22 protein-coding genes are annotated in these 23,321 nt (G+C 68.6%); 16 read left to right on the forward strand and 6 right to left on the reverse strand.

What is annotated here, in order from left to right; translation table 11 throughout:
- Positions 1-133: 133 nt before the first annotated feature.
- The 6 genes from ACFE7H_RS03885 to ACFE7H_RS03910 all read left to right on the forward strand — a co-directional run bounded on the left by ACFE7H_RS03885 (position 134) and on the right by ACFE7H_RS03910 (position 6,664).
- Positions 134-604, forward strand: coding sequence for an AtaL-like protein (locus ACFE7H_RS03885; RefSeq protein ID WP_375399892.1), 471 nt, complete (start codon positions 134-136; stop codon positions 602-604).
- Complete coding sequence (locus ACFE7H_RS03890; protein ID WP_375399893.1) at positions 601-1,056, forward strand: pyridoxamine 5'-phosphate oxidase family protein; 456 nt, start codon at positions 601-603, stop codon at positions 1,054-1,056. The genes ACFE7H_RS03885 and ACFE7H_RS03890 overlap by 4 nt, the downstream gene beginning before the upstream one ends.
- A gap of 31 nt (positions 1,057-1,087) precedes the next feature.
- A complete protein-coding gene (locus ACFE7H_RS03895) occupies positions 1,088-2,326 on the forward strand; it encodes an acyl-CoA dehydrogenase family protein (protein WP_375399894.1) in 1,239 nt (412 codons plus the stop codon).
- 35 nt (positions 2,327-2,361) lie between these two features.
- On the forward strand, positions 2,362-5,070 hold the full coding sequence (locus tag ACFE7H_RS03900; RefSeq protein ID WP_375399895.1) for a LuxR C-terminal-related transcriptional regulator: 2,709 nt from the start codon (positions 2,362-2,364) through the stop codon (positions 5,068-5,070).
- A gap of 83 nt (positions 5,071-5,153) precedes the next feature.
- Positions 5,154-6,053: an NAD-dependent epimerase/dehydratase family protein gene (locus tag ACFE7H_RS03905; protein WP_375399896.1), complete on the forward strand. Its 900-nt coding sequence runs from the start codon at positions 5,154-5,156 to the stop codon at positions 6,051-6,053.
- Positions 6,050-6,664 (forward strand): flavin reductase family protein, encoded by a 615-nt coding sequence (locus ACFE7H_RS03910; protein WP_375399897.1) that lies wholly within the window; start codon positions 6,050-6,052, stop codon positions 6,662-6,664. Before ACFE7H_RS03905 ends, ACFE7H_RS03910 begins: the two co-directional genes overlap by 4 nt.
- Positions 6,665-6,781: 117 nt before the next feature.
- Here the strand turns inward: ACFE7H_RS03910 and ACFE7H_RS03915 are convergent, their stop codons facing one another.
- Positions 6,782-7,372, reverse strand: a complete 591-nt coding sequence (locus tag ACFE7H_RS03915; protein WP_375399898.1) for a 2'-5' RNA ligase family protein — start codon at positions 7,370-7,372, stop codon at positions 6,782-6,784.
- Between the two features lie 14 nt (positions 7,373-7,386).
- Positions 7,387-7,875 carry a peroxiredoxin gene (locus ACFE7H_RS03920; protein WP_375399899.1) on the reverse strand — a complete coding sequence of 163 codons (489 nt, stop codon included), beginning with the start codon at positions 7,873-7,875 and terminating at the stop codon, positions 7,387-7,389.
- A 70-nt stretch (positions 7,876-7,945) separates the two neighbouring features.
- Here ACFE7H_RS03920 and ACFE7H_RS03925 point away from each other — a divergent pair, with 70 nt between their 5' ends.
- Positions 7,946-8,206 (forward strand): type II toxin-antitoxin system prevent-host-death family antitoxin, encoded by a 261-nt coding sequence (locus ACFE7H_RS03925; protein ID WP_375399900.1) that lies wholly within the window; start codon positions 7,946-7,948, stop codon positions 8,204-8,206.
- Entirely contained in the window at positions 8,200-8,604 is a 405-nt protein-coding gene (locus ACFE7H_RS03930) for a type II toxin-antitoxin system VapC family toxin (RefSeq protein WP_375399901.1), read from the forward strand. Before ACFE7H_RS03925 ends, ACFE7H_RS03930 begins: the two co-directional genes overlap by 7 nt.
- A gap of 14 nt (positions 8,605-8,618) precedes the next feature.
- Here ACFE7H_RS03930 and ACFE7H_RS03935 read toward each other — a convergent pair whose 3' ends face one another.
- Positions 8,619-9,422, reverse strand: a complete 804-nt coding sequence (locus ACFE7H_RS03935; protein ID WP_375399902.1) for a CPBP family intramembrane glutamic endopeptidase — start codon at positions 9,420-9,422, stop codon at positions 8,619-8,621.
- 220 nt (positions 9,423-9,642) lie between these two features.
- Between ACFE7H_RS03935 and ACFE7H_RS03940 the strand changes: the two genes are divergently transcribed.
- The 7 genes from ACFE7H_RS03940 (at position 9,643) to typA (ending at position 19,102) form a co-directional block, all read left to right on the forward strand.
- A complete protein-coding gene (locus ACFE7H_RS03940) occupies positions 9,643-10,662 on the forward strand; it encodes an ABC transporter permease (protein WP_375399903.1) in 1,020 nt (339 codons plus the stop codon).
- Between the two features lie 129 nt (positions 10,663-10,791).
- Positions 10,792-12,549 (forward strand): ABC transporter substrate-binding protein, encoded by a 1,758-nt coding sequence (locus ACFE7H_RS03945; RefSeq protein WP_375399904.1) that lies wholly within the window; start codon positions 10,792-10,794, stop codon positions 12,547-12,549.
- A gap of 95 nt (positions 12,550-12,644) precedes the next feature.
- A complete protein-coding gene (locus ACFE7H_RS03950; RefSeq protein WP_375399905.1) occupies positions 12,645-13,652 on the forward strand; it encodes an ABC transporter permease in 1,008 nt (335 codons plus the stop codon).
- 37 nt (positions 13,653-13,689) lie between these two features.
- Positions 13,690-14,760: an ABC transporter ATP-binding protein gene (locus ACFE7H_RS03955; RefSeq protein ID WP_375399906.1), complete on the forward strand. Its 1,071-nt coding sequence runs from the start codon at positions 13,690-13,692 to the stop codon at positions 14,758-14,760.
- Positions 14,761-14,772: 12 nt separating this feature from the next.
- A complete protein-coding gene (locus tag ACFE7H_RS03960) occupies positions 14,773-15,957 on the forward strand; it encodes an ABC transporter ATP-binding protein (RefSeq protein ID WP_375399907.1) in 1,185 nt (394 codons plus the stop codon).
- 5 nt (positions 15,958-15,962) lie between these two features.
- Positions 15,963-16,883: an acetamidase/formamidase family protein gene (locus tag ACFE7H_RS03965; RefSeq protein WP_375399908.1), complete on the forward strand. Its 921-nt coding sequence runs from the start codon at positions 15,963-15,965 to the stop codon at positions 16,881-16,883.
- A 311-nt stretch (positions 16,884-17,194) separates the two neighbouring features.
- On the forward strand, positions 17,195-19,102 hold the full coding sequence (gene typA / locus ACFE7H_RS03970; RefSeq protein WP_375399909.1) for a translational GTPase TypA: 1,908 nt from the start codon (positions 17,195-17,197) through the stop codon (positions 19,100-19,102).
- A gap of 76 nt (positions 19,103-19,178) precedes the next feature.
- Here the strand turns inward: typA and ACFE7H_RS03975 are convergent, their stop codons facing one another.
- Positions 19,179-19,637 (reverse strand): MarR family winged helix-turn-helix transcriptional regulator, encoded by a 459-nt coding sequence (locus ACFE7H_RS03975; protein ID WP_375399910.1) that lies wholly within the window; start codon positions 19,635-19,637, stop codon positions 19,179-19,181.
- A gap of 132 nt (positions 19,638-19,769) precedes the next feature.
- Between ACFE7H_RS03975 and ACFE7H_RS03980 the strand changes: the two genes are divergently transcribed.
- Positions 19,770-20,588 carry a bacteriorhodopsin-like gene (locus ACFE7H_RS03980; protein WP_375399911.1) on the forward strand — a complete coding sequence of 273 codons (819 nt, stop codon included), beginning with the start codon at positions 19,770-19,772 and terminating at the stop codon, positions 20,586-20,588.
- A 176-nt stretch (positions 20,589-20,764) separates the two neighbouring features.
- Here the strand turns inward: ACFE7H_RS03980 and efeB are convergent, their stop codons facing one another.
- Positions 20,765-22,018: an iron uptake transporter deferrochelatase/peroxidase subunit gene (gene efeB, locus ACFE7H_RS03985; RefSeq protein WP_375399912.1), complete on the reverse strand. Its 1,254-nt coding sequence runs from the start codon at positions 22,016-22,018 to the stop codon at positions 20,765-20,767.
- 94 nt (positions 22,019-22,112) lie between these two features.
- The gene (efeO, locus tag ACFE7H_RS03990; protein WP_375399913.1) at positions 22,113-23,315 is read right to left on the reverse strand and encodes an iron uptake system protein EfeO; all 1,203 of its coding nucleotides are present in this window, start codon (positions 23,313-23,315) and stop codon (positions 22,113-22,115) included.
- Between the last annotated feature and the right edge of the window lie 6 nt (positions 23,316-23,321).

Here is a 23,321-nt window from a genome sequence, read left to right on the forward strand (position 1 = left end):
GGCGAGGTCCGGCTTCGGAAAGGTCGCGGGATCACAGGCTCGGTCCCGCACCCGTTCGGGTGATGATCCGACCGCCGCACCGGCATACCGTCGTCGCGCAGGCCGAGATCGGCCCTCGACGACGAGGATGTGCATGTTCACGACGAGCACCAGCGTGCGGTTCAACACGGGTGACCTGCCCGAGTTGACGCCGGAGCAGGTGTGGGCGGGCCTCGTCATCCGGGCGCGGAACGGAGACGAACGGTTCGCTCCGCCGGGTCACCGGTTCGAGGTGATCGACGACAGCGACGCCGCGGTGGTGCGACGCGCATACCTGGCCGACGGGCGCGAAGAACTGCAGCGCATCACGATGCACGGCGAGCGCGTCATGGTGTTCGAGTTCATCGAGGGCCCGCAGAAGTCGGTGATCCTCTGCGCGATCGAGACCGACGACGAGGGCGAATACCGCCTGCGCCTGACGTTCCTCACCACGTTCCCGGAACTCGTGCATCACAGCGTCGAGGAGCAGGAATTCGCGGCCCGCCGCCGCCCGCTGATGCAGGGCCAGCCGAACCACATTCTCGGAGTCGTCCGCCAACTCGTGAACGAAGGAGTTCTGCAATGAGTACATCGACAATGCAATTGGAATTCGGCGACATCCGCACGCTGACCGTCGCCCTCGGCCCCATGACGACATTCGCATCGGTCGACACGGACGGTACTCCGCACATCATCCCGGTGATCCCGGCCTGGGTCGGCGACGCGCTGGTGTTCGCCACCCACGCGATGAGCCACAAGGTGAAGAACCTCAGGTCGAGGCCGAAAGCCAGCATGCAGTTCCTGACCCCGGGAGAAGCGTTCCCGAACGCTCTGCTGATGAAAGGGATCACGCGCATCATCGAGGGCGACGAGCGGGCGACCCTGTGGGACAGCGGCTCCTTTCCGTGGCTGCCCATGATGTATTCCGGCTCCGACGACGCGATGCTGCGCTTCGTCGAGTTCACCCCGACCCGCGCGACCGTCGTCCGCGACGGGGGCCGGGGACCGGTGGAACGTTGGCGCGCCCAGCATTCCTGACCATCGCAGCTTCGAACCAGGAGGACAATTCGTGACCAGCACAATCACTCGTGAGAACACGGCGCTTGAGAACACGGCGTTTGAGAATAAGGCGCCCGTGAAGACGCAGCCGCGGGAGCAGGGCGTGCCGCGTCGCAGTCCCGAGCGTGACGAGCTCTTGGCGTCGGTCGAGCGCCTCGCGCCCTTCCTGCGGGAGAACGCACTGAAGGCGGAAGAGGGACGCACGCTCCCACGGCCCGTCGTGGAGGCGATGAAGGACGCCGGGCTGTTCCGCATCGCGGCCCCGCAGGTGGTCGGCGGGTACGAAGTGGATCCACTCACCCATCTGGAGGTCATCGAGGCGGTGGCCCGGATCGACAGTTCAGCGGCGTGGACCCTGATGATCGGTGCACAGGGAGCGGCGATGATCGCGACCTTCGCCTCCGATGCGGTGGTCGACCGCATGTTCGGGGGCCCGACGTGGCCGATCGCCGGATCGCAGATGAACCCGGCCGCCGGGCGGTTCCGCCGGGTCGACGGCGGCTATGTCGTCAGCGGACGGTGGTCCTTCGCATCCGGGATCCGGCACGCCGACTGGTCGATGTTCACCGCGACCGCGAGCGAGCCGTCCGACGATTCACCGAAGGTGATCGCAGGCGTTCTTCCGGTCTCCGAGGTGACGGTCCACGACAACTGGTTCGTGTCGGGACTCAAGGGAACCGGCAGCTCTGACTATTCGCTCGATGAGCAGTTCGTCCCCGACGACATGGCGTGGCCCATGCCGCCGGCGATCCTGCGGGGCGGACCGCGCTACCGCATCAAGATCCCGCAGGCGACGCTCTCCGCCTTCGCGCTCGGAATCGCCCGCCGGTCGATCGACGAGATCGCCCTTCAGTCCCGGGCAAAGCTGCGCCCGGGGTCCACGACGGCCGTGGCCGCTCGCCCGTACTTCCACCATCAGCTCGGCGAGTTCGAGATGCGTCTCGCCGCAGCCCGCGCCGGGCTGTTCCAGCTCGTGGAGCAGCTGTGGGAGGCCGCCCGCAGCGGCGGTGCGATCCCGCCGGACCTGGACATGCGCCTGACCGCCACCCCGGCCTACGTGCACTCGGTCGCCGCGGACATCACCTCGGCGGCGTTCCGCTTCGGCGGATCCGGCGCAGCTCGGCTCGACAACGTGCTGCAGCGCAACTTCCGGGACATGGCCGTCGCAGCGCAGCACATCCAGGCGAGCGAGCAGGCCTATGAGGCACTCGGCCGATACGTGCTCGATGCCGCGGTCGACCCGGCCTGACCCGTGAGACGGCGGTTCGCTAAGCTCCGCGGACGATGGGTTCCGACGCAGCACTCGGTCGGCTGCGGCGCGCGCAGCCGCTCGCCCGTGGGCACGTCGGCCGGCCGCGGCTGACGGCGGCGCTCGAGAACGCCGGCGGTCACATCACGACGGTGACGGCCCCGGCGGGATACGGCAAGTCGGCACTCGTCACCGAGTGGCTGACCACCGATTCCGCACGTGTACGGGGCTCGGTGGTCCTGCAACTCGAACTCCGCGACAACGACCCCGTACGGTTCTGGGGTCATGTCGCGCGTGCCGCGTCGGCGCTCGGGGCGCTCGTCCCCGATGGGACGGACACACTGCTTCGCGATGAGATCCGCGCCGCGCCGGGCGTCGCACCCGAAGCGTTCCTCGCGACCGTGATCGAGCACCTCGAAGCGGCCGACCGACGGGGCATCCTCGTGCTGGACGACATCCACGTCATCACGAACCCGGAGATCGGCGAGGGCCTCTCCGTGCTGCTCGCCACCCTGCCGCACACCATTCAGACGCTGCTCGTGGGCCGATCACTGCCGGTCGCGCTGCGCCTGCAACGCCTCGGCTCCAGCGGGGCGCTCACGCGGATCACGGCGAGCGACCTGTCCTTCACGGACGATGAGGCGCTCGACCTGCTGAACGGACTGGTCGATACCGACCTGGATGCATCGGAGCTGACTCCGCTCCTCTCGCGGACCGGAGGATGGGTGACCGGGCTCCGGTACGCCGCGATGGCGATACGGGACCCCGCCGACCTGCGCAGTTACGTGCAGCACTTCTCGGGGCACAGTCGCGGCGTGTCCGAGTTCCTCACCGACGAGGTGTTCGAGCAGCAGCCGCTTGAACGGCAGCGCTTTCTGGTGGATGCGTCGACGGTGTCGACTCTCACCGGCCCGGTGTGCGACGCCCTGACCCTGCGGACGGACTCGCTCGCCCTCCTCCGCGACCTGGAATCGGCGGGGGTCTTTCTGACGAGCGTGGACCAGCAGCGGACCCGCTTCACCTTCCAGTCGCTCTTTCGCGACCTCTTGCTCGACCGGCTCGCCTCCGCGCCGGCCGAGCACGCGATGCGGCTGCATGCGCGGGCGTCGGACCACTACGCGGCATCCGGCGAGCCGACCCTGGCGGTCGAACACGCCCTGGCCGCGGGGGACAGCGCCCGAGCCGCGGAGCTGATCGTTCCGCTCGTCGGGGACCTGCATCGGCAGGGACTCGATCGCACGCTGCAGCACTGGTTCGATGCCATCCCGCCCCGCGTCCTGGCTCAGACACCCGCACTCGCCTTGACGCAGGCCTGGATCCGCACGTACGCCGACGATCCGGTGGGCGCCATCGACTGGTGCGAACGCGCCGATCGTGCCGAACTCGCGGGCATCGGGAGCCACGCCGCGTCGCCGATCGAGGCGCGAGTCGCCGCGGAGTCGGCCTGCCTCCGTACGATCGCCTACCGCACACTGGGCACTCTCGAGGCCGCGATCACCTGGGGCGAGCGTGCACTGGTGCTCCTCGACGGCCGGGAGCGAACTCACCGCTACGTCGACAGCTACGCGCGTCTGGCGATGACCGACGCACTCGCGGAGGCGTACGGCCTGGCCGGCACGCCCGAGAAGGGCATGGCGCTGCTGCGAGGTGGCATCGAGCGCGCCCGGGACGGCGACAACGTGTTCGCGGCAGTGGCGCTGCCGGGCAAGATGGCCACCCTCGCCAGCTCCGTCGGGATGTTCGACATCGTCGTCCGCTACGTCGACGAGGCGTTCCACGAAGCCGAACGCTACGGGCTGGAGGGCAAGCTCCCCACCGCCGACGCGTACGTCGCCCGCGGCGAGCTGCTGTGGGAGCGGAACGAGCTGGCGGCGAGCGCCGACGCGTTCCAGGCCGCGATCGACGCCGCCATCCTGTCTCGCAGCACCTGGATCCGGGCGCGCGCCCTGCTCGGCCTGGCGAAGTGCCGATCGGCGCAGCGTCACTTCGCTGAGGCCGCTCTCATACTCGACACCGCGGAGCAGGGGTCCGGCCGGGGGACCCTGCCGGAGTTCCTTCTCGCCCAGCTCGCCGAACGCCGGATCCTGCTGGCGGTGCGCAGGGGCGACCTCGACAGCGCGACCGCCTCGCTCGACCGCTTGCGCCTGCTCTCCGTCCAGAGGGACCGGCTGACCTACCTGACCGCCGTCGTCGCACTGCTCGGTGGACGCGCCGACCGCGTCGCCGATCGCCCCGACCCGGCACCGAAGCCGGACGACCCGCGGCGCGAGCTGGAGTGGGCGGTGCTGCAGTTCCGAGCGGCGGCGGCACGGGACGAACGCCCGAGCATCGTGCCGGTGCTGGAACGAGCGCAGCGCGGCCCCTTCATCCGCACGGTCATCGGGCCGGATCCGATGGCGATCTCCCGCGGCGTGCGATCGCTGCGCGCAGCCGACCGCGACGCGAACGGGATATCGCCGGCCTACCTCCGGCAGCTGGACGATGCGGTTCGACGAGAACTCGGCATGACGAACGACTCCGTGCCCGAGCATCGACGTCCGACCCTGGATGAACCGTTCTCCGACGGAGAACTCGCCGTCGTCCGCTTCCTGCCGACGGATCTCACCTATGCGGAGATCGCGGCGCACCGTCACGTCTCGGTCAACACCGTGAAGACCCAGCTGAAGAGCATCTACCGCAAGCTCGGCGTCACCACACGATCCGGCGCCGCCGAGCGGTCGCGGCGGCTCGGGCTGCTGCCTTGACCGGGATCACCCGTCGAGGTGATGCCCCAACCCCGGTCGCGTCCCAGACTGGGATCAACGAATTCGACGACGGGGTTGGATGCATGAGCACACACACGGTTCTGGTCATCGGAGGAACCGGCTTCATCGGCAGACGGGTGTGCCGCACCCTGGCCGAAGCCGGATTCTCCGTCCGTTCGACCGCTTGGACCGACGAGGGCGTCGCATCGCTCGACCTCGCCGGCATCCCGTCGGTCCGCGTCGACATCCGCTCGCCGCAGACGGTGGTCGCCGCCGCCAAGGGCTGCGATGCGGTCATCAATCTCGCGTTCGCAGCCGACGATCCCGGGGCGGCCGAGATCGGGCTGGCGCAGGAGCTCGTCACCGCCCTGGCCGACTCCGGCGCGACCCTGCTCTGGACCTCGGGCGTCGGCGTGGTCGGACCGAGCAGCGATCGGACGACCGACGAGTCCGCCGACCTGGTGCTCGATGGTCCGGTGGGCTGGCGCGCGAAGGCGGAGTCGATCGTCCGCGCCGGCAACGGTGCAGGCCTCCGCACCGTCGTCATCCGGCCATCCATCGTGCACGCGGACGGCGAGGCAGCCGTGCTGGGCCTGCTCGCCTTCGCCGCGCAGGGCGGCGACGCGGTGCCGTACCCGCTGGACGGCGACGCCGAGTGGTCCACCGTGCATGTCGACGACCTGGCCGACCTCTATGTGCGCGCGCTCACCGCGGGTGTCGGTGGATCGACCTACATCGCCTCCTCCGACCACTTCGTTCGCGTCCGGGAGTTGGCCGAACTCGTCAGCACCACCATCGGGTTGGGTGGTCGCACGGTGTCGCTCGGCCTCGACGAGATGCGCGGCAGGATCGGCCCGATGGCGGACCTGCTCGCGACGCCCGCCGCCTTCTCCAGCGCGAAGGCGCGCGGCGAGCTCGGGTGGGCGCCATCGCGCGCCCCCCTCGTGACCAGGGAGAGCGTTCCCTCGGGAGGAGTCAGATGAATCAGGTGCGTCGCGACGAGTCGGCCGCGCCGGCCACGCTTCGGCGTGCGTCGCCGGACCACGGCAGGCTGATCCAGCTCCAGGGCCAGCACCCCGTCTCGCCTGAGGAGTTCAAGGCTGCGTTCCGCAATCATCCGGCCGGCGTCGCGGTCATCACGGCGGATGCGGGCGACGGCCCGGTCGCGCTCACTGCGACGTCCGTGTTCTCGGTCAGCGCCGATCCGCCGATCCTCGTGTTCTCCCTCTCGGTCCTGTCCTCCAGCACCGAGACCATTCGCAGGGCGGACACGGTCGTCGTGCATCTGCTCGGCGCGTCACAGCTGCACATCGCGAAACTCGGCGCCACCAGCGGAATCGACCGCTTCGCCGATACATCGATCTGGAAGCGCCTGCCCACCGGCGAGCCCTACTTCCCCTCGGCACACGCGTGGATCCGCGGCCGGATCATCCAGACCATGGATGTGGGCGGCTCGATCGTCGTCGCGGTGCACGGGCTGCAGACCATGGCGCCGCCCCCCGGCGCCGACGCGGCCGACGCCGGGCAGGCTCATCCGCTCGTCTACCACAATCGCACGTGGCACCGTCTGGGCGAGCACTCGAAGATCGAATAGCCCGCCCCCTCCGACCACCCGGGGCGATGAAGCGCGACAGCAGGACAATGTCGCGCGGGCAGGACCAAAGCGCCTGTGTGGTCATGCCCAAGGGACGCTGTCCTGCTGACGTGCTGATCAGGGCCGCGATTCCGGTCGGGGTCGTCCGTCGGGGCGGTCCAGGGTCATGACCGTTGCGGAGGGGCTGTCCCACAGTCGCGCGCCGACGAGCCGGCAGGCGAGCGGCTGCGGGTCGAGCAGGGCCAGCGCCTGCGGCAGCCGGTCGGCGGGCATCCGCCGCGCCAGGGAGACGTGCGGCGTCCAGGCATCCGGCTCGCTGTGCGGATCGACGCTGTGGGGATCGACGCTGTGCGTATCGCGGCTCGCTCCCGTCGCGGCCTCGACCACCTGGTGCACCGCGGCGTGCAGCGCGAGCAGGGCCCGGGAGGGGACCACCTGACGCGTCAGCACCCATCGCCCGCGGTGGCCGCCGAACAGCAGCGGAGCGCCGAGCACCGCGGGCAGGTCCACCTGCTCCAGCAGCTCCCGCAGCTGCGACATGGACCCCTCCAGGCCCGACTCCGCGGCCAGCAGGGTCAGATGGGGACGGTTGGACACCCCGCGATGGTCGGCCAGGCTCGGCAGCCCGGCCGCTGCCAATAGATCCCAGGTCGCCCGCACCGTGGCCTCCGACTCCGGATCGAGCAGCAGCTCGATGCTCTGCACCACGCGATCAGGCCGGATCAGGCCGCGACGGCCTCGAGCTGCCGCCGGATCACGTCGACGCTGCGGAACGTCGCGCCGACCAGGGCGACGTGCTTCCAGCGCAGCACGCCCTGGGCGTCGACCACGAAGACGGAGCGGCGCAGGCCGAGGCCCGCCAGGCCGATCCCGTAGGCGGCCACCGCGATGCCCTGCGTATCGGACAGCAGCGGGAAGGACAGTCCCTCCTTGCGGGCGAAGCGCTCGTGACTGTCGATGCCCTGCTTGCTGATCGCGAGCACGGCGGCGCCGAGGTCGGTAAATTGCGACAGCTCCGCCTGGTAGGAGCACAGCTGCGCGGTGCAGACCGCGGATTCGTCGCCGGGGTAGAACACCACGACCACTGGATGCCCGCGCTCGGCGGTCAGGGTGAAGTCGCTGCGCACGAATCCGCCCGCCGCGTCGGCGTCGCGCCGGATGCCGGGTAGGGCGAAGTTCGGCGCCGGCTGTCCGACGACTGCAGTAGCCATGCGGCGAACGCTACCCGGCGCCACCGACGAATTCGACGACTTCGTGTAGCAGTCCTGCTACCCTGAATCGATGACGTCGATCCCTTCCCGCGAGTTGCGCAACGACGTGAGCGCCGTGCTGCGTCGCGTGGAGGCCGGCGAGCGGCTGACGATCACCGTCAGCGGCCGGGAGGTCGCCGAACTCGTCCCGCTCGACCGTCGCCCGCGCTTCGTCTCTTGGGAACGATTTGCGTCCTCCTTCGAGCGAGCTTCCGCGGACCCTGAGTTGTCCACAGAACTGCGTGAGGCTCTTCCGGACACGACAGACGACGATCTGCCGCCCGAATGGTGATCAGCTCAGAGAAGGCTTCGCCGGCATTGGCCGACACGTCCCTCTTCATCGCTGTGGAAACTGGACGACCGCTCGCATCGGCTTCACTGCAGGCCGTGGCGGTGTCGATGGTGACGATCGGTGAGCTCCGTTTCGGCGTGCTCTCGGCGAAGACCGACCTCGTGCGCGCACGTCGGCTCGAGACTCTGTTGTGGGCCCAGCAGTACGACCCGATCCCGATCGACGATGCGGTCGCTGCCGCGTGGGCTCGACTCCGCGTGGACCTGCGCGCCGCGGGTCGACGACTTCCGATGAACGACTCCTGGATCGCGGCCACAGCGATCGCACACGGTCTGTCCGTGGCGACGCAGGACGGGGACTACGACGACGTGCCGGGTCTCACGACGATCCGGGTCTGAGATACCCGCGTGCCTCACTTCGGCAGCAGTTGCGGTGCGACGACGGACAGCACCGCGACCCCCACGAAACTGACCACGTCCAGGATGAAGTGCGCCACCACGAGCGGCGCCGTCCGGCCGTACCGCTGGTAGAAGAGGCCGAACACCACGCCCATCGCCGCGTTGCCCAAGAACCCGCCCCAGCCCTGGTACAGGTGGTACGAGCCGCGCAGCAGTGCGGGCGCCAGCACGATCGCCCAGGTGCGCCACCGCAGTTCGCGCAGCCGCTCGGCCAGATAGCCGATCACGATCACCTCCTCCTGCAGCGCCGCCCGCAGCGCGGACACGATCAGCAGGGGCACCGCGTACCAGGCGCCGCCCAGGCCGTCGGTCGAGACGTGCAGGTTCTGCCCGAGGGCACGCGCCAGCTCGTACAACCCCAGCCCCGGAATGCCGATCAGCGCGGTCAGCCCGACGCCGGCGAGCAGGTCGAACCGGGGTCGCCGCAGGTCCAGCCCGACCCGGCGCAGCCCTCCAAGCGCCGGAGTGGCCAGCAGATACAGGGCCAGCAGCACCGGCACGATGTCGAAGAACCAGCCGAGCAGGTTGTAGGCGATGTCGAAGAAGGCGCGGTTGCTGAGGGATGGATTCAGCGGCGCGGTCGACTGCTGCCCGATCGGTCCGCGCGTGGCCGCGTCGATGAACTCCAGAACCGAGTACACCGCGGAGGCGCCGAGGGACAGCCCGAGCACCAGCAGGATCTCGCGCCGCGTCGACGACGCGGTCCGCGCGGCCGGGACCCCGGTGGGTCCTTCCGGCGCCGACTCGTGCAACAGCATCGGTCCATCCTTGCGGTGTCAAGCGGTCCGCCGCGCGTCTGTGCAACCGATCGCGCAGCCTGATTTCGGGCGTGTAACGAATTCCGCTGGAACTTTGAGTGTCGTGCGCCCCTACTTACAGTTGCTCGCAAGTCGCACGGCCGCCCCTGCGGCGTGCGCGAACCGGCTGCGGGGTCCGACCCCGCCGATCGTGCTGGGCTCGTACGGAGAGGGACAGAGGATGACGCTGAACCCCTCGGAACTCGAAGTCGTCGCCGAGAACGACGGCCTCACCGGACCGGGGGTGCCCGAGAAGGGCAGGCGTACCCCCGACGCGATCGTGGGCCGGTCGCTCGCCGCGATCGTCTGGCGCCGCCTTCGAAGCGAGAAGCTCGCACTCGCGGGCGCGATCGTCATCGTGATCTTCATCCTCGTGGCGATCTTCGCCGACGTCATCCAAGCGATCTACGGCCAGTCCTACCGGGCGCTGAACAACGACCCCGGCAACACCGTCCTCGACCCGAACACCAATCTCCCCATCGGCGCGTTCGGCGGGATCAGCGCCAAGCACTGGTTCGGGATCACCCCCTCCCTCGGCCAGGACGTCTTCATGCTGCTGGTGTTCGGAGCGCGGACGTCGTTGATCATCGCCGGCCTCGCCACGGTGCTCTCGCTCGTCCTGGGTGTGACGACCGGCCTGCTCGCCGGCTACTACCGAGGGTGGGTCGACACCGTGATCTCCCGGATCATGGATGTGCTGCTGTCCTTCCCGACACTGCTGTTCTCGCTGTCGATGATCGCGGTCGTCGCCATCATCACCTCCGCGAGCTGGGCCCGGTTCGCGATCATCATCTTCGTGCTGGGCTTCTTCGGGTTCCCGTACATCGGACGCATCGTCCGTGGGCAGGTCCTGTCACTGCGTGAGAAGGAATTCGTGGAAGCAGCCCGCAGCCTCGGCGCTTCGAATCTGCGGATCATGGCGCGGGAGATCGCGCCGAACCTGCTCGGGCCGATCCTCGTCTACACCACGCTGACGATCCCGAACAACATCCTCGGCGAGGCCGGGCTGTCCTTCCTCGGGCTCGGCGTCCAGCCTCCGACCCCGTCGTGGGGCCAGATGCTGTCCGACGCCGGCGACACCTTTCAGAACGACCCGGTGTACCTGCTCCTGCCAGGTCTGGCGATCTTCCTCATCGTCCTCGCGTTCAACCTGTTCGGCGACGGCCTGCGGGACGCACTCGACCCCAAATCGAGGCGATGACGGTCGGGCTTCATACGAGGAGGCCACGTACCACGGCACGGTGCACCCCGTCGCCGCTCAGGGCTCACGCCCACCCAGGGAACGCTTCATAGGTTCCATCCACAGCACACAGAGAGAGGGACTCTTCACATGAGGAGACCAAGAATGATGGCCGCGGTCGCACTGCTGGCGGCGAGCACGGCGCTGCTCACCGGCTGCACGAGCACCAAGGGCGGCGGCGGGACCACGACATCGAGTGGTACCTCGAACGCGGCGTTCGGGGCCGCAATCAACAACGTCGTGAACCCCTCGACCAAGCAGGGCGGCACGTTGAAGCTGCTCGCCCAAGGCGACTGCGAGTCGTGGGACCCTGCCCGCACCTATCTCGGCTGGTGCTGGAACATGCAACGACTGGTCAGCCGGGGACTTGTCGGGTTCTCGAAGGTGAACGGCTCCAAGCCGGAGATCGTGGGCGACCTGGCGACCTCCCTCGGCAAGCACAACGCCGACTTCACCGAATGGACCTACACGTTGCGGCCGGGGATCAAGTTCTCCACCGGCAAGGCGATCACGCCGCAGGACGTGAAATACGGCATCGAGCGGATCTTCGCAACCGACGTCATCAACGGCGGGCCGGCCTCGTACTACCTCACCCAGATCGCGCACCCGAAGAACTACCTGGGGCCGTACAAGAGCGGTGACCTGAACACCATCACGACGACGTCGGACAGCATCACCTTCAAGTTGTCGTCGCCGTTCGCGGACTTCGACTACCTGATGGCACTCCCTGCGGCCTCGCCCGTCCCCTACAAGACCGAGGGCGGAACCGGCTATGTCGGGGCGACCTACGGCAAGAAGCCCGTCGCATCCGGACCGTTCGTCATCTCGTCCTACACGCAGAACAAGTCGGTGACCTTCGTCCGGAACAAGTACTGGACGCAGTCGTCGGACCCGATCCGTAAGCCGCTGGCCAAAGAGATCGACCTGACGATCGACAGCAGCCCCGCCGACATCGACCAGAAGCTGAAGTCCGGCACCTACGACGCGAAGATGGATATCGACATCGGGTCCGCCCTGCAGACCAGCGTGCTGACGAATGCCAATCTGAAGAAGAACGCGGACGATGCACCCACGCCCTTCAACCGATTCTTCACGATCTATCCGTCGGTGATCCCCAATCAGCACTGCCGGGCGGCGATCGAGTACGCGACCAACAAGGCTGCGATCCTCCAGGCGTTCGGCGGCCCGCTGCACGGCACGATCGCGGGCAGCGTCACGCCGATCACGATCCCCGGTCACGATGCCTCCGCAGCGCTGTACCCGAGCGGGCCGAAGGGCACCGGCGACGTCGCCAAGGCGAAGCAGGAGCTCCAGGCCTGCGGCAAGCCCAACGGGTTCTCGGTGAAGTTCGCGTACTCGACACCGAGCGAGACCGGGCCGAAGGTCTTCCAGGCCGAGCAGACCGCACTCGCGCGAGTGGGCATCACCATCACCTCGACCACCAGCGCGTCCTCGAACTACTACACGACGTTCGTCGGCAGTCCCCGGAACGTGAAGAACCAGGGCATCGGGATATCCATCTACGGATGGGGCGCCGACTTCCCGACCGGATACGGCTTCTGGCAGGCCATCGCGAACGGCAACGCGATCCTCGAGACGGGCAACGCCAACCAGCCGAGCCTGAACGATCCCAAGGTGAACGCGATCCTGAAGAACTCGCTCGCGGGCAAGGCGACGGACGCGGACTTCCGCACCCTCGACGACCAGGTCATGAAGAACGCGGTGTACCTGCCGATCTTCTTCGGCAAGACGCTGTGGTACCGCAACCCGAGGCTGACGAACATCACCTGCGACAACGCGCTGGGCTTCGGTGCGTATGACGTGGTGAACGTGGGCGTCAGCGGCTAGTCCTCTGAGTCAATCGCAGTGACGGTGGTGGTGACCGGACGGACACGTCCGGTCACCACCACCGGAACGGCTCGCCCCTTCACCGAGAGAACGTCGTGGTCAGATTCCTCATCACCCGCATCGTCGGCGCCGTGGTCGTCGTCTGGATCGTGAGCGTCATCACATTCGTCCTGTTCCAGTTGGCGCCGCTGCTCTCGCACACCTCGCCCGTCTACTACTACATCGGGCGGATCCCCTTTCCACCCGGGTCGCTGCAGTTCAAGGCGCTGGTCCATCGCTTCGGATTCGATCTGCCACTGCCTGCGCAGTACTGGCACTTCATCTCCGGCATCTTCGGCAGCACCATCACCGACGGCACGACCACCCCGGTCGCGTGCCCGTTCCCCTGCTTCGGGTACTCCTTCCGGGAGAACGAACTGGTCTCCACCCTGATCGGGCAGGCACTCCCGGTCAGCGTCAGCCTCTGCGTCGGGGCCGCTGTCATCTGGCTCATCGCCGGAGTGACGGTCGGCACCTTCTCGGCGCTCCGTCCGGGGTCCTTCATCGACCGTGCCGGTATGGGTGCGTCGCTGACAGCGGTGTCGCTGCCGATCTTCTTCACCGGCCCCGTGCTGCTGCTCATCTTCGAGTACACGCTCGGTTGGCTACCCGACCCGTCCTACGCACCGATCACCCAGAACCCGGGTCAGTGGCTGATCAGCATGATCCTGCCGTGGTGCTGCCTCGCCTTCCTCTTCGCAGCGCTGTACGCGCGACTGACACGCTCCAACATGCTGGAGACGATGGGCGAGGACTACATCCGCACCGCCCGCGCCAAGGGGCTCGGCCGGTCGACCGTGGTGGTACGTCACGGGCTGCGGGCAGCGCTGACCCCCATCGTCACCATCTTCGGTATCGACCTGGGGCAGCTGATCGGCTCGACCGTCATCACGGAGCAGGTCTTCAACTTCCGCGGCCTCGGGGCGCTGACGCTGCAGGGGATCAGCCAGCAGGACCTGCCCGTCATCCAGGGGGTCACCATTGTCGCGGCCGTCGTCCTCGTGGTGGCCAACCTGATCGTCGACGTGCTGTATGGCTTCATCGACCCCCGCGTCACGGTCTGATGGCGACCGCGCGTACCGAGCGGAAGGACCGCACACCATGACGTCCACGTCCATCTCGGCCGAATCCGCGCGGGTCGGCCCGGCCGGCGGTCCGTTCCTGCAGGTCGAGGACCTGCGCGTGCACTTCCCGACCGCGGACGGTCTGGTCAAGAGCGTGGACGGGGTCTCCTTCAGCGTGGAGCGCGGCCAGATCCTCGGCATCGTCGGGGAATCCGGCTCAGGCAAGAGCGTGACGAGCCAGGCGATCCTGGGCCTGCACAAGGGGTCGAAGGCGCGCACGACCGGACGGATCTGGCTCGACGGCGTGGACCTGGTCGCCGCCAGCGAGGACCAGATGCGGGGCCTGCGCGGCACGAAGGTGGCGATGATCTTCCAGGATCCGCTCTCCAGCCTGCATCCCTTCTACTCGATCGGTGCGCAGATCAGCGAGGCGTACCTCGTGCACCACAAGGTCGGAAAGCGGGATGCGCGCAAGCGTGCCGTGCAGATGCTCGACAAAGTCGGCATCCCGAACGCCGACCGCCGCTACGACGACTACCCTCACCAGTTCTCCGGCGGCATGCGGCAGCGGGCGATGATCGCGATGGCGCTGATCGGCGATCCGCCGCTGCTCATCGCCGACGAGCCGACGACCGCGCTCGATGTGACGGTGCAGGCGCAGATCCTGGAGCTGATCAAGGATCTGCGCACCGAGTTGAACAGCGGCGTGATCCTGATCACCCACGACCTCGGCGTCGTCGCCGAGACCTGCGACGACGTCCTCGTGATGTACGGCGGTCAGTGCGTGGAGAAGGGCAAGGTGGACGACGTGTTCTACCAGCCGGAGATGCCGTACGCATGGGGCCTGCTCGGCTCGATGCCGCGCATGGACCGCGTTCGGCAGGCTCGGCTCATCCCCATCCCCGGTCAGCCGCCGTCGCTGATCCAGGTGCCGACGGGCTGCGTCTTCAACACCCGGTGCGCCTACTCGAGCCGGGTGCCGGGCAACCGCTGCTTCACGGAGCATCCCGACCTGCTGCCCACCGAGCGCACACACGAGGTGCGCTGCCACATCCCGTCCGATCAACGCCGCGAGATCTTCGCGACCGAGATCCGTCCCAATCTCTGAGGATCGATACCGATGAGCACCCCAGGGCACGCCAGCGCCGAGCAGGCAACCACCGGGCAGTCCACCACCGGGCAGGGCGCCGTCACGGGCGACCCACTGCTCGAGGTGAAGGACGTCACCAAGTACTTCCCCGGGCGTGGACAGGGCCTGCTCGGTCGTCGAGGGAACCCGATCAAGGCGGTCGACGGGGTCAGCTTCACGCTGCACGCCGGTGAGACCCTGGGCCTGGTCGGCGAATCGGGCTGCGGCAAATCGACCACCGGTCGCGTCGCGTCCAAGCTGATCGAGCCGACGGGCGGTTCGATCAAGTTCCACGGCCGAGAGATCGCATCGCTCTCGGGCCGCGCGATGCGGCCCTTGCGTCGCGACGTGCAGATGATCTTCCAGGACCCGTACTCATCGCTGAACCCGCGGCACACGATCGGCACGATCGTCGGCTCGCCCTATCGGATCCAGGGTCGCAAGCCCGACGGCGGCATCAAGAAGACCGTGCAGGGCCTCATGCAGCGGGTCGGCCTGAATCCCGAGCACTACAACCGCTATCCGCACGAGTTCTCAGGCGGCCAGCGGCAGCGCATCGGCATCGCCAGGGCCCTCGCTCTGCAGCCGCAGCTCATCGTCTGCGACGAGCCGGTCTCGGCGCTCGACGTGTCGGTGCAGGCGCAGGTGGTCAATCTGCTGGAGGACCTGCAGCAGGAGTTCGGCATCGCGTACGTGTTCATCGCGCACGACCTCTCCGTCGTACGGCACATCGCCGACCGGGTCGCCGTGATGTACCTCGGCAAGATCATGGAGATCACCGACCGCGACGCCCTGTACGAGAAGCCGATGCATCCGTACACGCACGCGCTGCTGTCGGCCGTCCCGATCCCGGATCCTCGCATCGAGGCCCGCCGTGAGCGCATCCTGCTCACCGGCGACCTGCCGAGCCCGTCCAATCCGCCCTCGGGCTGCGTGTTCCACACGCGCTGCCCCAAGTACCGCACACAGCTCGACGACTCGCAGCGGGAGCACTGCCGCACCGAGCAGCCGGTTCTTGAGGAGAAGCGCCCCGGGCACGCGGTCTACTGCCACTACGCCGAGGTGCGCGAGGACCTGATCGAAGGCGAGGCGGCCCCGGCTGCCGCCCCGTCGATCGTCTCCACGGTCCAGGCCGCGTTCCGCTCGGTCGGGCACGCGAAGCCCGCGGGCGATTGAGGCCGATGCCGACCTTCCAGGTCCCCGGTCCCGTCCATCGCCTGTGGACGACCGCGCACGAGCCGGTGCTGACCGTCGGCGACGGGGACATCATCACCTTCGACGCCGTCGAATGCGCGGCGGGACAGCTGGACGGGTTCCGCAACGGTGAACCGGTGCCACCGCTCGACTACGACCTGCTCTACCCGCTGGTCGGTCCCGTCATGGTGGACGGCGCCGAGCCGGGGGATGCGGTTGAGCTGGAGGCGCTGGAGTACGTGCCGGGGAGCTGGGGCTGGACCAGCGTGCTGCCCGATTTCGGTCTGCTGTCGGACGACTTTCCCGACCTGCACGTGCACCGGTGGGAGCTGGCGGACGGTGTCACCGTCTTCGGAGGCGCGACCATACCGCTCCGGCCGTTCCTCGGTGTGATGGGCGCGACACCGGACTCGGTGGAACCGCTCTCGCCCTTTCCGCCGGGGCACTTCGGCGGCAACATCGACACCCGCGACCTGACGGTCGGCACGAGCGTGTTCCTGCCCGTGTCCGTTCCGGGCGCCCGGGTCATGCTGGGAGATCCGCACGCGGCCCAGGGCGACGGCGAGGTGTGCGGCGCCGCGATCGAGGCGAGTCTTTCGGGCGCGATCCGGGTCCGCCTGCACCGGGGCCGAACCATTCCGGCGCCGCAGTTCCGCACGTCCGGACCGCTGCGTCCCGGTATCGAGGACGCGGGGTACGAGGCGACGACCGGCGTGGGTCCGGATCTGATGGCGGCGAGCCGGGACGCCGTGCGAGCGATGATCGACCACCTGGGCCGTGAGTACGGGCTCGATCCGCTCGACGCGTACGTGCTCTGCTCGGTGGTGGTCGACCTGAAGATCACCGAGGTCGTGGATCAGCCGAACTGGGTCGTCGCCGCCTACCTGCCTCGCTCGATCTGGCGCTGACTCGATCGCTCACTGGGAGGCGTTCCTCGGGAGCTGGACGACGAACTCACCGCAGAAGCGCGCGTGGAGTCGGCCGAGGGTGCGCCGGTGACGCGCGCCGCGGCGCCCCGCTCGGAATACCTGGTCCCGGTATGATCGTTCCCTGAACAGCGCCGTCGTCGGCGCACCGCGGTCGAACGGCCCACTTGCATCGGGCACCACAGACCTGCATCGCACGATCACACGCCTCCGGCCGGATCGACGCCCGAGTCATGCGGCGTCGCCCGCCCGGAGACCAGCCGGATCGTGTCTCGACCAACGTGAGGAATCCCATGGCGCTCGCCACCCGCTCCGACCTGCGCAACGTCGCGATCGTCGCGCACGTCGACCACGGCAAGACGACCCTGGTCGACGCGATGCTGAAGCAGACGCACTCCTTCGCCGACCACGCCCACGTGGACGACCGCGCGATGGACTCCAACGAGCTGGAGCGCGAGAAGGGGATCACGATCCTCGCCAAGAACACGGCCATCACCTACCGGGGTGCGCACGCGACCGAGGGTCCCGTTACCATCAACGTGATCGACACCCCCGGCCACGCCGACTTCGGCGGCGAGGTGGAGCGGGGACTGTCGATGGTCGACGGCGTCGTGCTGCTCGTCGACGCGAGCGAGGGGCCGCTGCCGCAGACCCGCTTCGTGCTGCGCAAGGCGCTGGAGGCGAAGCTGCCCGTCATCCTGCTGGTCAACAAGACCGACCGGCCCGACGCGCGCATCGACGAGGTGGTCACGGAGTCGCAGGACCTGCTGCTGGGGCTCGCCTCCGACCTGGCCGACGACGTGCCCGACCTGGACCTGGACGCCATCCTCGACGTGCCGGTCGTCTACGCCTCCGGCCGCAACGGCGCCGCCAGCTGGAACAAACCCGAGAACGGGTCGCTGCCCGACAGCGACGACCTCGAGCCGCTGTTCGACGCGATCCTGAAGCATATTCCTGCACCGACATACGACGACGACCTGCCGCTGCAGGCCCACGTGACCAACCTGGACGCGTCGCCGTTCCTCGGCCGGCTCGCCCTGCTGCGCGTCTTCAACGGGTACCTGCGTAAGGGCCAGACCGTGGCATGGGTGCGCCACGACGGCACGGTGACCAACGTGCGCCTGACCGAGCTGCTGGCCACGCGTGCGCTGGAGCGCTTTCCCACCGACTCCGCCGCGCCCGGCGACATCGTCGCGGTCGCGGGCATCCCCGAGATCACGATCGGCGACACCCTCGCCGACCCCGACGACGTGCGGCCGCTGCCCGCCATCCACGTGGACGAACCGGCCATCTCGATGCTGATCGGTACGAACACGTCGCCGCTGGTCGGCCGCGAGAAGGGCTCCAAGATCACCGCGCGCCTGGTCAAGGACCGCCTCGATCGTGAACTGGTCGGCAACGTCTCCATCCGCGTGCTGGACGTCGGGCGCCCGGATGCGTGGGAGGTGCAGGGCCGCGGCGAGCTGGCCCTGGCCATCCTGGTCGAGCAGATGCGCCGCGAGGGATACGAGCTGACGGTCGGCAAGCCGCAGGTCGTCACGAAGCAGGTCGACGGCCACACCCACGAGCCGTACGAGCACCTGGTCGTGGATGCGCCGGAGGAGTTCCTGGGCTCCATCACGCAGCTGATGGCGGCGCGCAAGGGCCTGATGAGCACCATGACGAACCACGGCACCGGCTGGGTGCGCATGGAGTTCCGGGTGCCCTCGCGCGGATTGATCGGCTTCCGCACGGAGTTCCTGACGATCACGCGCGGCACCGGCATCGCGAACGCCATCTCCGACGGCTACGACCGCTGGGCCGGGCCGATCACCACCCGCGTCAACGGCTCGATGGTCGCCGACCGGCCGGGCGTCGTGACGCCGTTCGCGCTCGTGAACCTGCAGGCGCGGGGCACCTTCTTCGTCAAGCCCACCGAGCAGGTCTACGAGGGCATGGTCGTCGGCGAGAACAGCCGCGGCGACGACATGGACGTGAACATCACCAAGGAGAAGCAGCTCACCAACATGCGGCAGTCCACCTCCGACGAGCTGGAGCGGCTCACCCCGCCGCAGGACCTGTCACTGGAGGAGAGCCTGGAATTCGCCCGCGACGACGAGTGCGTCGAGGTGACCCCCCTGGCCATCCGCATCCGCAAGGTCGAGCTGGCCCAGCAGGCGCGTGCCCGCTCCTTCTCACGGCTGAAGAAGCAGAGCGCCTGAGCAAGGCCGTCGGCGCGGTAGTCCAGGCGGGCTAGTACTAGCGGGGTATCACTGGCGGGGTATCACTGGCGGGGCATCAGTGGCGGCGCGTGCGACGACGCACCTCGTCGGCGACGAGGGAGAGGGCCGCGGTGAACCGCTCCAGGTCCTCGGGGCTCAGCCCCGAGGTCGATGCGGCGATCATGGCGTCGAAGTCGGTGTGGATCTGCGTCATCCGTCGATGGCCTTCGCCGGTGAGCTCGAGGTAGAGGCTGCGGCGGTCGTCGGGGTGGTCCACACGCTGCAGCAGGTGCGCCTCGACCAGTGAACGCGAGATGGCGGTCACCGCTCCGGTCGTCATGCCCAGGTAGCCGGCTAGGTCCTTCGGCGTGATGCTGACCACCCGGGCGATGTGGAACAGGGTCCGCAACTCGGTAGCGGTCAGGCCCGCGTCTTCGGCGATGAGGCGGCGGTTGCTCTCCAGCGCGCTGACGAACTCGGTCGCGGCGGCCGGGAACCCGGTCAGGGTGTGTGACGGGCGGTCAGCCGGGGTCATGTGCAGAAGTTACCCGAGACGCGGTCATCGGCGTCGTGAAAAGCTCACCAATTAGTTGACTCAGCGAGTAAGGTTCTTCTCGGTCCCGGAGATCACCGGGACGACACCTCTGACGCACTTCGGAGTACTCGCGTGGAACCTGGCATCCTGTCCAACGGACAGTTCAACACCGTCTACAACTTCCTCTCGCTGGTCATCGCCGCCCAGCTGTTCACGGCGCTGTTCCTGCTGATCGCGCTGCCGCGCATCCTGCCGCGGTACCGGCAGGCGATCACGATCGCGATCATCGTGTGCGGCATCGCGGCGTACCACTACTTCCGGATCTTCGACTCCTTCAAGGCGGCGTACGTCTCCAAGTCCGTCGGCGGCACGGGCACCTACTCCCAGGCCGTCGGGGCGCAGTTCAACGAGGGCTACCGGTACGTCGACTGGCTGCTGACGGTTCCGCTGCTGCTCGTCGAGCTCATCGCCGTGCTGGCGCTCGCTCGTGCCGTGCAGCGAGGGCTCGTCTTCCGGCTCGTGCCGGCCGCGGCGCTGATGATCGCGCTCGGGTACCCGGGCGAGATCAGCGGCGACAACGGCCTGCGCGGGCTGTTCGGTCTGCTGTCGACCATCCCCTTCGCCTACATCCTGTTCGTACTGTTCGTGCAGCTGGGCCGGTCGCTGGAGAACCAGCCGGTGGCCGTGCGCGGGACGCTGTCGCGGCTCCGATTCCTGCTGCTGCTGAGCTGGGGCGTGTACCCGATCGCCTACCTGCTGCCGCTGCTGAACATCGGTGGGGCGGACGCCTGGGTGGCCAAGCAGGTCGGCTACTCGGTCGCCGACATCGTCGCCAAGGCGGTGTACGGGCTCATCATCTACCAGGTCGCCCGCACCAAATCCTTCGACGAAGACCACGAGTTCGCCGCGATCGAGGGTGCCGAGGGCGAGGTGGTGCCCGTTCGCCGGTAGCGGCGCGCCGGAGCGGCCCTGGCCGCAGTTGCCGATACGTGCGCGCCGAGGAATTCAGGACAAATCGAGGAATCGACGCTCCGGGGGGCCCGGATCGCCTGCATTGCTCGAAATCGCCTGAATTCCTCGGCGTTCCGCGAGGCTGGATCCGGGAGTGGCGGAGGCAGCCCGGAAGGTCAGGCGAAGAGCGGCGCGCCCAAGTACGAGCCGCGCTCGACCCCCGGTGGGATCGCGAAGATGCCCGAACCGACGTGCACCGTGTACTCGTTCAATGCGTCGGACGAGGCGAGCCGCGTCTGTACCGGGATGAACTGGGTGCGCGGGTCGCGCTGGTAGGCGGCGAAGAACAGGCCGGCGTTCATCCGGCCCAGGTCGTCGTTGCCGTCGGCGAAGTTGTAGCCGCGGCGCAGTAGTTGGGCGCCGCCGTTGGCCGTGGGATGCGCCAGCCGCACATGGGCGTCGGTGGGGATGAGGGGGCCGCCCTGACCCTTCGCGTGGAAGTTCAGTGCGCTGTACTCGGTGCCGCCGGACAGCGGAGCACCCTGGGGCTTGGTGCGGCCGATCGTCGCCTCCTGGTCGCTCAGCGTCTGGTGGTCCCAGGTCTCGATGCGCATCTGGATCTTGCGCACCGTCAGATAGCTGCCGTCCCGCATCCAATCGCCCTCGCGACCCGCCCACACCCAGCGGTTCACGAGCTCGGTGTCCTCGGCCTTCAGGTTGCTCGTCCCGTCCTTGAACCCGAACAGGTTGCGGGCGGTCACCTGCGCGCGTGTCGTCGACGACGTGCGCCCGAACCCGAGCTGCGACCAGCGCATCACCGCTCGCCCGAACGCGATTCGGGACAGGTTGCGGATAGCGTGCACCGCCACCTGCGGGTCGTCGCTGCAGGCCTGCACGCAGAGGTCGCCGTTCGACGAGCCCGCGATCAGGTCCTCGCCCGGGAACGCGGGCAGGTCGACCAGCGCTGCGGGACGGCGCCCAGCGATGCCGAACCGGTCGCGGCCCGCGGCGTCCTTGAACAGCGAGGGTCCGAAGCCGACGGTGATCGTCAGGCCGGCGGGGGAGAGGCCGAGCGCCTCGCCGGTGTCTTCGGGCGGCGCCTCGTAGTCGCCGGCGGACACCGGTTCGGTGCCGGCTCCCAGGCCCTGGGTCATGCGGGCGGATGCGTTCGTCCACTCCTTCAGCAGCTGGATCAGGCCGGCGCGGTCCATGCCGTCCGCCACGTCGAACGCCGCGAAGTACAGCCGGTCCTGGGACGCGGTGGTGATGCCCGCCTGATGGCGCCCGAAGAACGGCGTGGCCGAGGCTGCGGCGGGGAAGTTGCCGGTGGCCGCCTGGACCGCGACGTCCGAGCCGAAGACCGCGGCAGCGCCCACTCCTGCGCCGAGCGCACCCGCGCCGAGCGCACCGAACAGTCCGCGCCGCGACACGCCGCCTCGGTCGGCAGTCGCGCCGGGCTCGTGCGACGTCTCGACATGCGCGGTCTGGTGCTCCGCCCGTCGCACGTTCCCAGTCGTGGCGGACCTACTTCAGGACGGCGGCGGTCAGCTGCGACAGCGGCTCGCTCAGCGCGTTGACGGAGTCGGACAGGGTCTTGACGTCGCTCGTGCTGAGCTTGTCGTAGAGCACGAAGCCCTTCTCCAGGGAGCCGTACTGGGCGAGCAGCGTGTCGAGCGCGGCGAACCGGGCGTCGATCTGGCTGACGAGCGCCGGGTTCTTGGCCTCGGCGATGGCACGGACCCCGGTGTAGGCGACCTCGGCGCCCTGCACGTTGGCCTTGAAGTCCCACAGGTCGGTGTGCGACCAGTTCTCCTCCTCGCCGGTGATCTTGGACTTCGCGACCTCGTCGAGCAGCCCGATGGCGCCGTTGCTGATCGTGTCGGCCGTCACGGTGAAGGAGGAGGCGCGCACCGTGTCGTTCAGCGTGGTGGTGTCGGCGACCAGCTTGTCCGCGAGGGCGGTGCGGGCGGCGGAGGACAGCGCCGGGTAGGTCGTGCCGCCGTTCTTGGCGGGGGTGGGGTGCCACAGGTCCTTCTCGATGCGGTGCCACCCGGTCCACGGGGTGCCGGCCTTCACGTCGCCCTGGCGCTCGTCCAGGTCGGGGTCGAGGTCGCCGAACGACTCCGCGATCGGCTCGATCCGCTCGTAGTAGGACCTCGCCTGCGGGTACAGCGCCTTGGCGGCGGCCGTGTCGCCGCTTCGGTAGAGGGCGGCGAACCGTGTGGTCATGGCCAGCAGCGTGGAAGCCTGGTCGCGCACGTAGCCGACATACTGCGCCGCCGCCTTCTTGGTCTGCGTCTGCACGTCGCCGGCCAGTTCGACCTGCTTGCCGGTGACGGTCACGGTGCTGCGGCCCACGCCGTCGCCGACCATGCCGGGCTTGCAGACCGCCGTGTAGGTGCCGGGCTGGGTCTGCAGGCTGAGCGTGCGGGACAGGCCGGGGCCGACGTTCTCCACCTCGCCGAGAATGGTCAGTCCGTCCTTGGCGAGGATCTCGAATTCGGTGGCGGAGGAGCCCTGGTTCGTCACGACGAAGGTCGCGGTACCGCTTTTCAGCGACGACGTCGACAGCGTGCAGGACGTGTCGGTCGCGGCGACGGCGACCTGACCGGTGCCGCCGCTGCTCTGCGCAGCCTCGGTCGTGCGGGGATTAGCGGTGCAGCCGGCGAGCGCCGTCACGAGCACGGCGGCGGCGATGGGCGCGAGCAGTGCGCGGCGGTGGGACACGGGTCT

The sequence above is a fragment of the uncultured Amnibacterium sp. genome (assembly GCF_964250715.1).
Taxonomy (GTDB): domain Bacteria; phylum Actinomycetota; class Actinomycetes; order Actinomycetales; family Microbacteriaceae; genus Amnibacterium.

Bases quoted from the DNA above. Each gene is read 5' to 3' on its own strand.
- ACFE7H_RS03885 (WP_375399892.1), top strand. From the start codon at position 134: ATGTTCACGACGAGCACCAGCGTGCGGTTCAACACGGGTGACCTGCCC.
- ACFE7H_RS03890 (WP_375399893.1), top strand. From the start codon at position 601: ATGAGTACATCGACAATGCAATTGGAATTCGGCGACATCCGCACGCTG.
- ACFE7H_RS03900 (WP_375399895.1), top strand. From the start codon at position 2,362: ATGGGTTCCGACGCAGCACTCGGTCGGCTGCGGCGCGCGCAGCCGCTC.
- ACFE7H_RS03905 (WP_375399896.1), top strand. From the start codon at position 5,154: ATGAGCACACACACGGTTCTGGTCATCGGAGGAACCGGCTTCATCGGC.
- ACFE7H_RS03910 (WP_375399897.1), top strand. From the start codon at position 6,050: ATGAATCAGGTGCGTCGCGACGAGTCGGCCGCGCCGGCCACGCTTCGG.
- ACFE7H_RS03920 (WP_375399899.1), bottom strand. From the start codon at position 7,875: ATGGCTACTGCAGTCGTCGGACAGCCGGCGCCGAACTTCGCCCTACCC.
- ACFE7H_RS03925 (WP_375399900.1), top strand. From the start codon at position 7,946: ATGACGTCGATCCCTTCCCGCGAGTTGCGCAACGACGTGAGCGCCGTG.
- ACFE7H_RS03930 (WP_375399901.1), top strand. From the start codon at position 8,200: ATGGTGATCAGCTCAGAGAAGGCTTCGCCGGCATTGGCCGACACGTCC.
- ACFE7H_RS03935 (WP_375399902.1), bottom strand. From the start codon at position 9,422: ATGCTGTTGCACGAGTCGGCGCCGGAAGGACCCACCGGGGTCCCGGCC.
- ACFE7H_RS03940 (WP_375399903.1), top strand. From the start codon at position 9,643: ATGACGCTGAACCCCTCGGAACTCGAAGTCGTCGCCGAGAACGACGGC.
- ACFE7H_RS03945 (WP_375399904.1), top strand. From the start codon at position 10,792: ATGAGGAGACCAAGAATGATGGCCGCGGTCGCACTGCTGGCGGCGAGC.
- ACFE7H_RS03955 (WP_375399906.1), top strand. From the start codon at position 13,690: ATGACGTCCACGTCCATCTCGGCCGAATCCGCGCGGGTCGGCCCGGCC.
- ACFE7H_RS03960 (WP_375399907.1), top strand. From the start codon at position 14,773: ATGAGCACCCCAGGGCACGCCAGCGCCGAGCAGGCAACCACCGGGCAG.
- ACFE7H_RS03965 (WP_375399908.1), top strand. From the start codon at position 15,963: ATGCCGACCTTCCAGGTCCCCGGTCCCGTCCATCGCCTGTGGACGACC.
- typA (WP_375399909.1), top strand. From the start codon at position 17,195: ATGGCGCTCGCCACCCGCTCCGACCTGCGCAACGTCGCGATCGTCGCG.
- ACFE7H_RS03975 (WP_375399910.1), bottom strand. From the start codon at position 19,637: ATGACCCCGGCTGACCGCCCGTCACACACCCTGACCGGGTTCCCGGCC.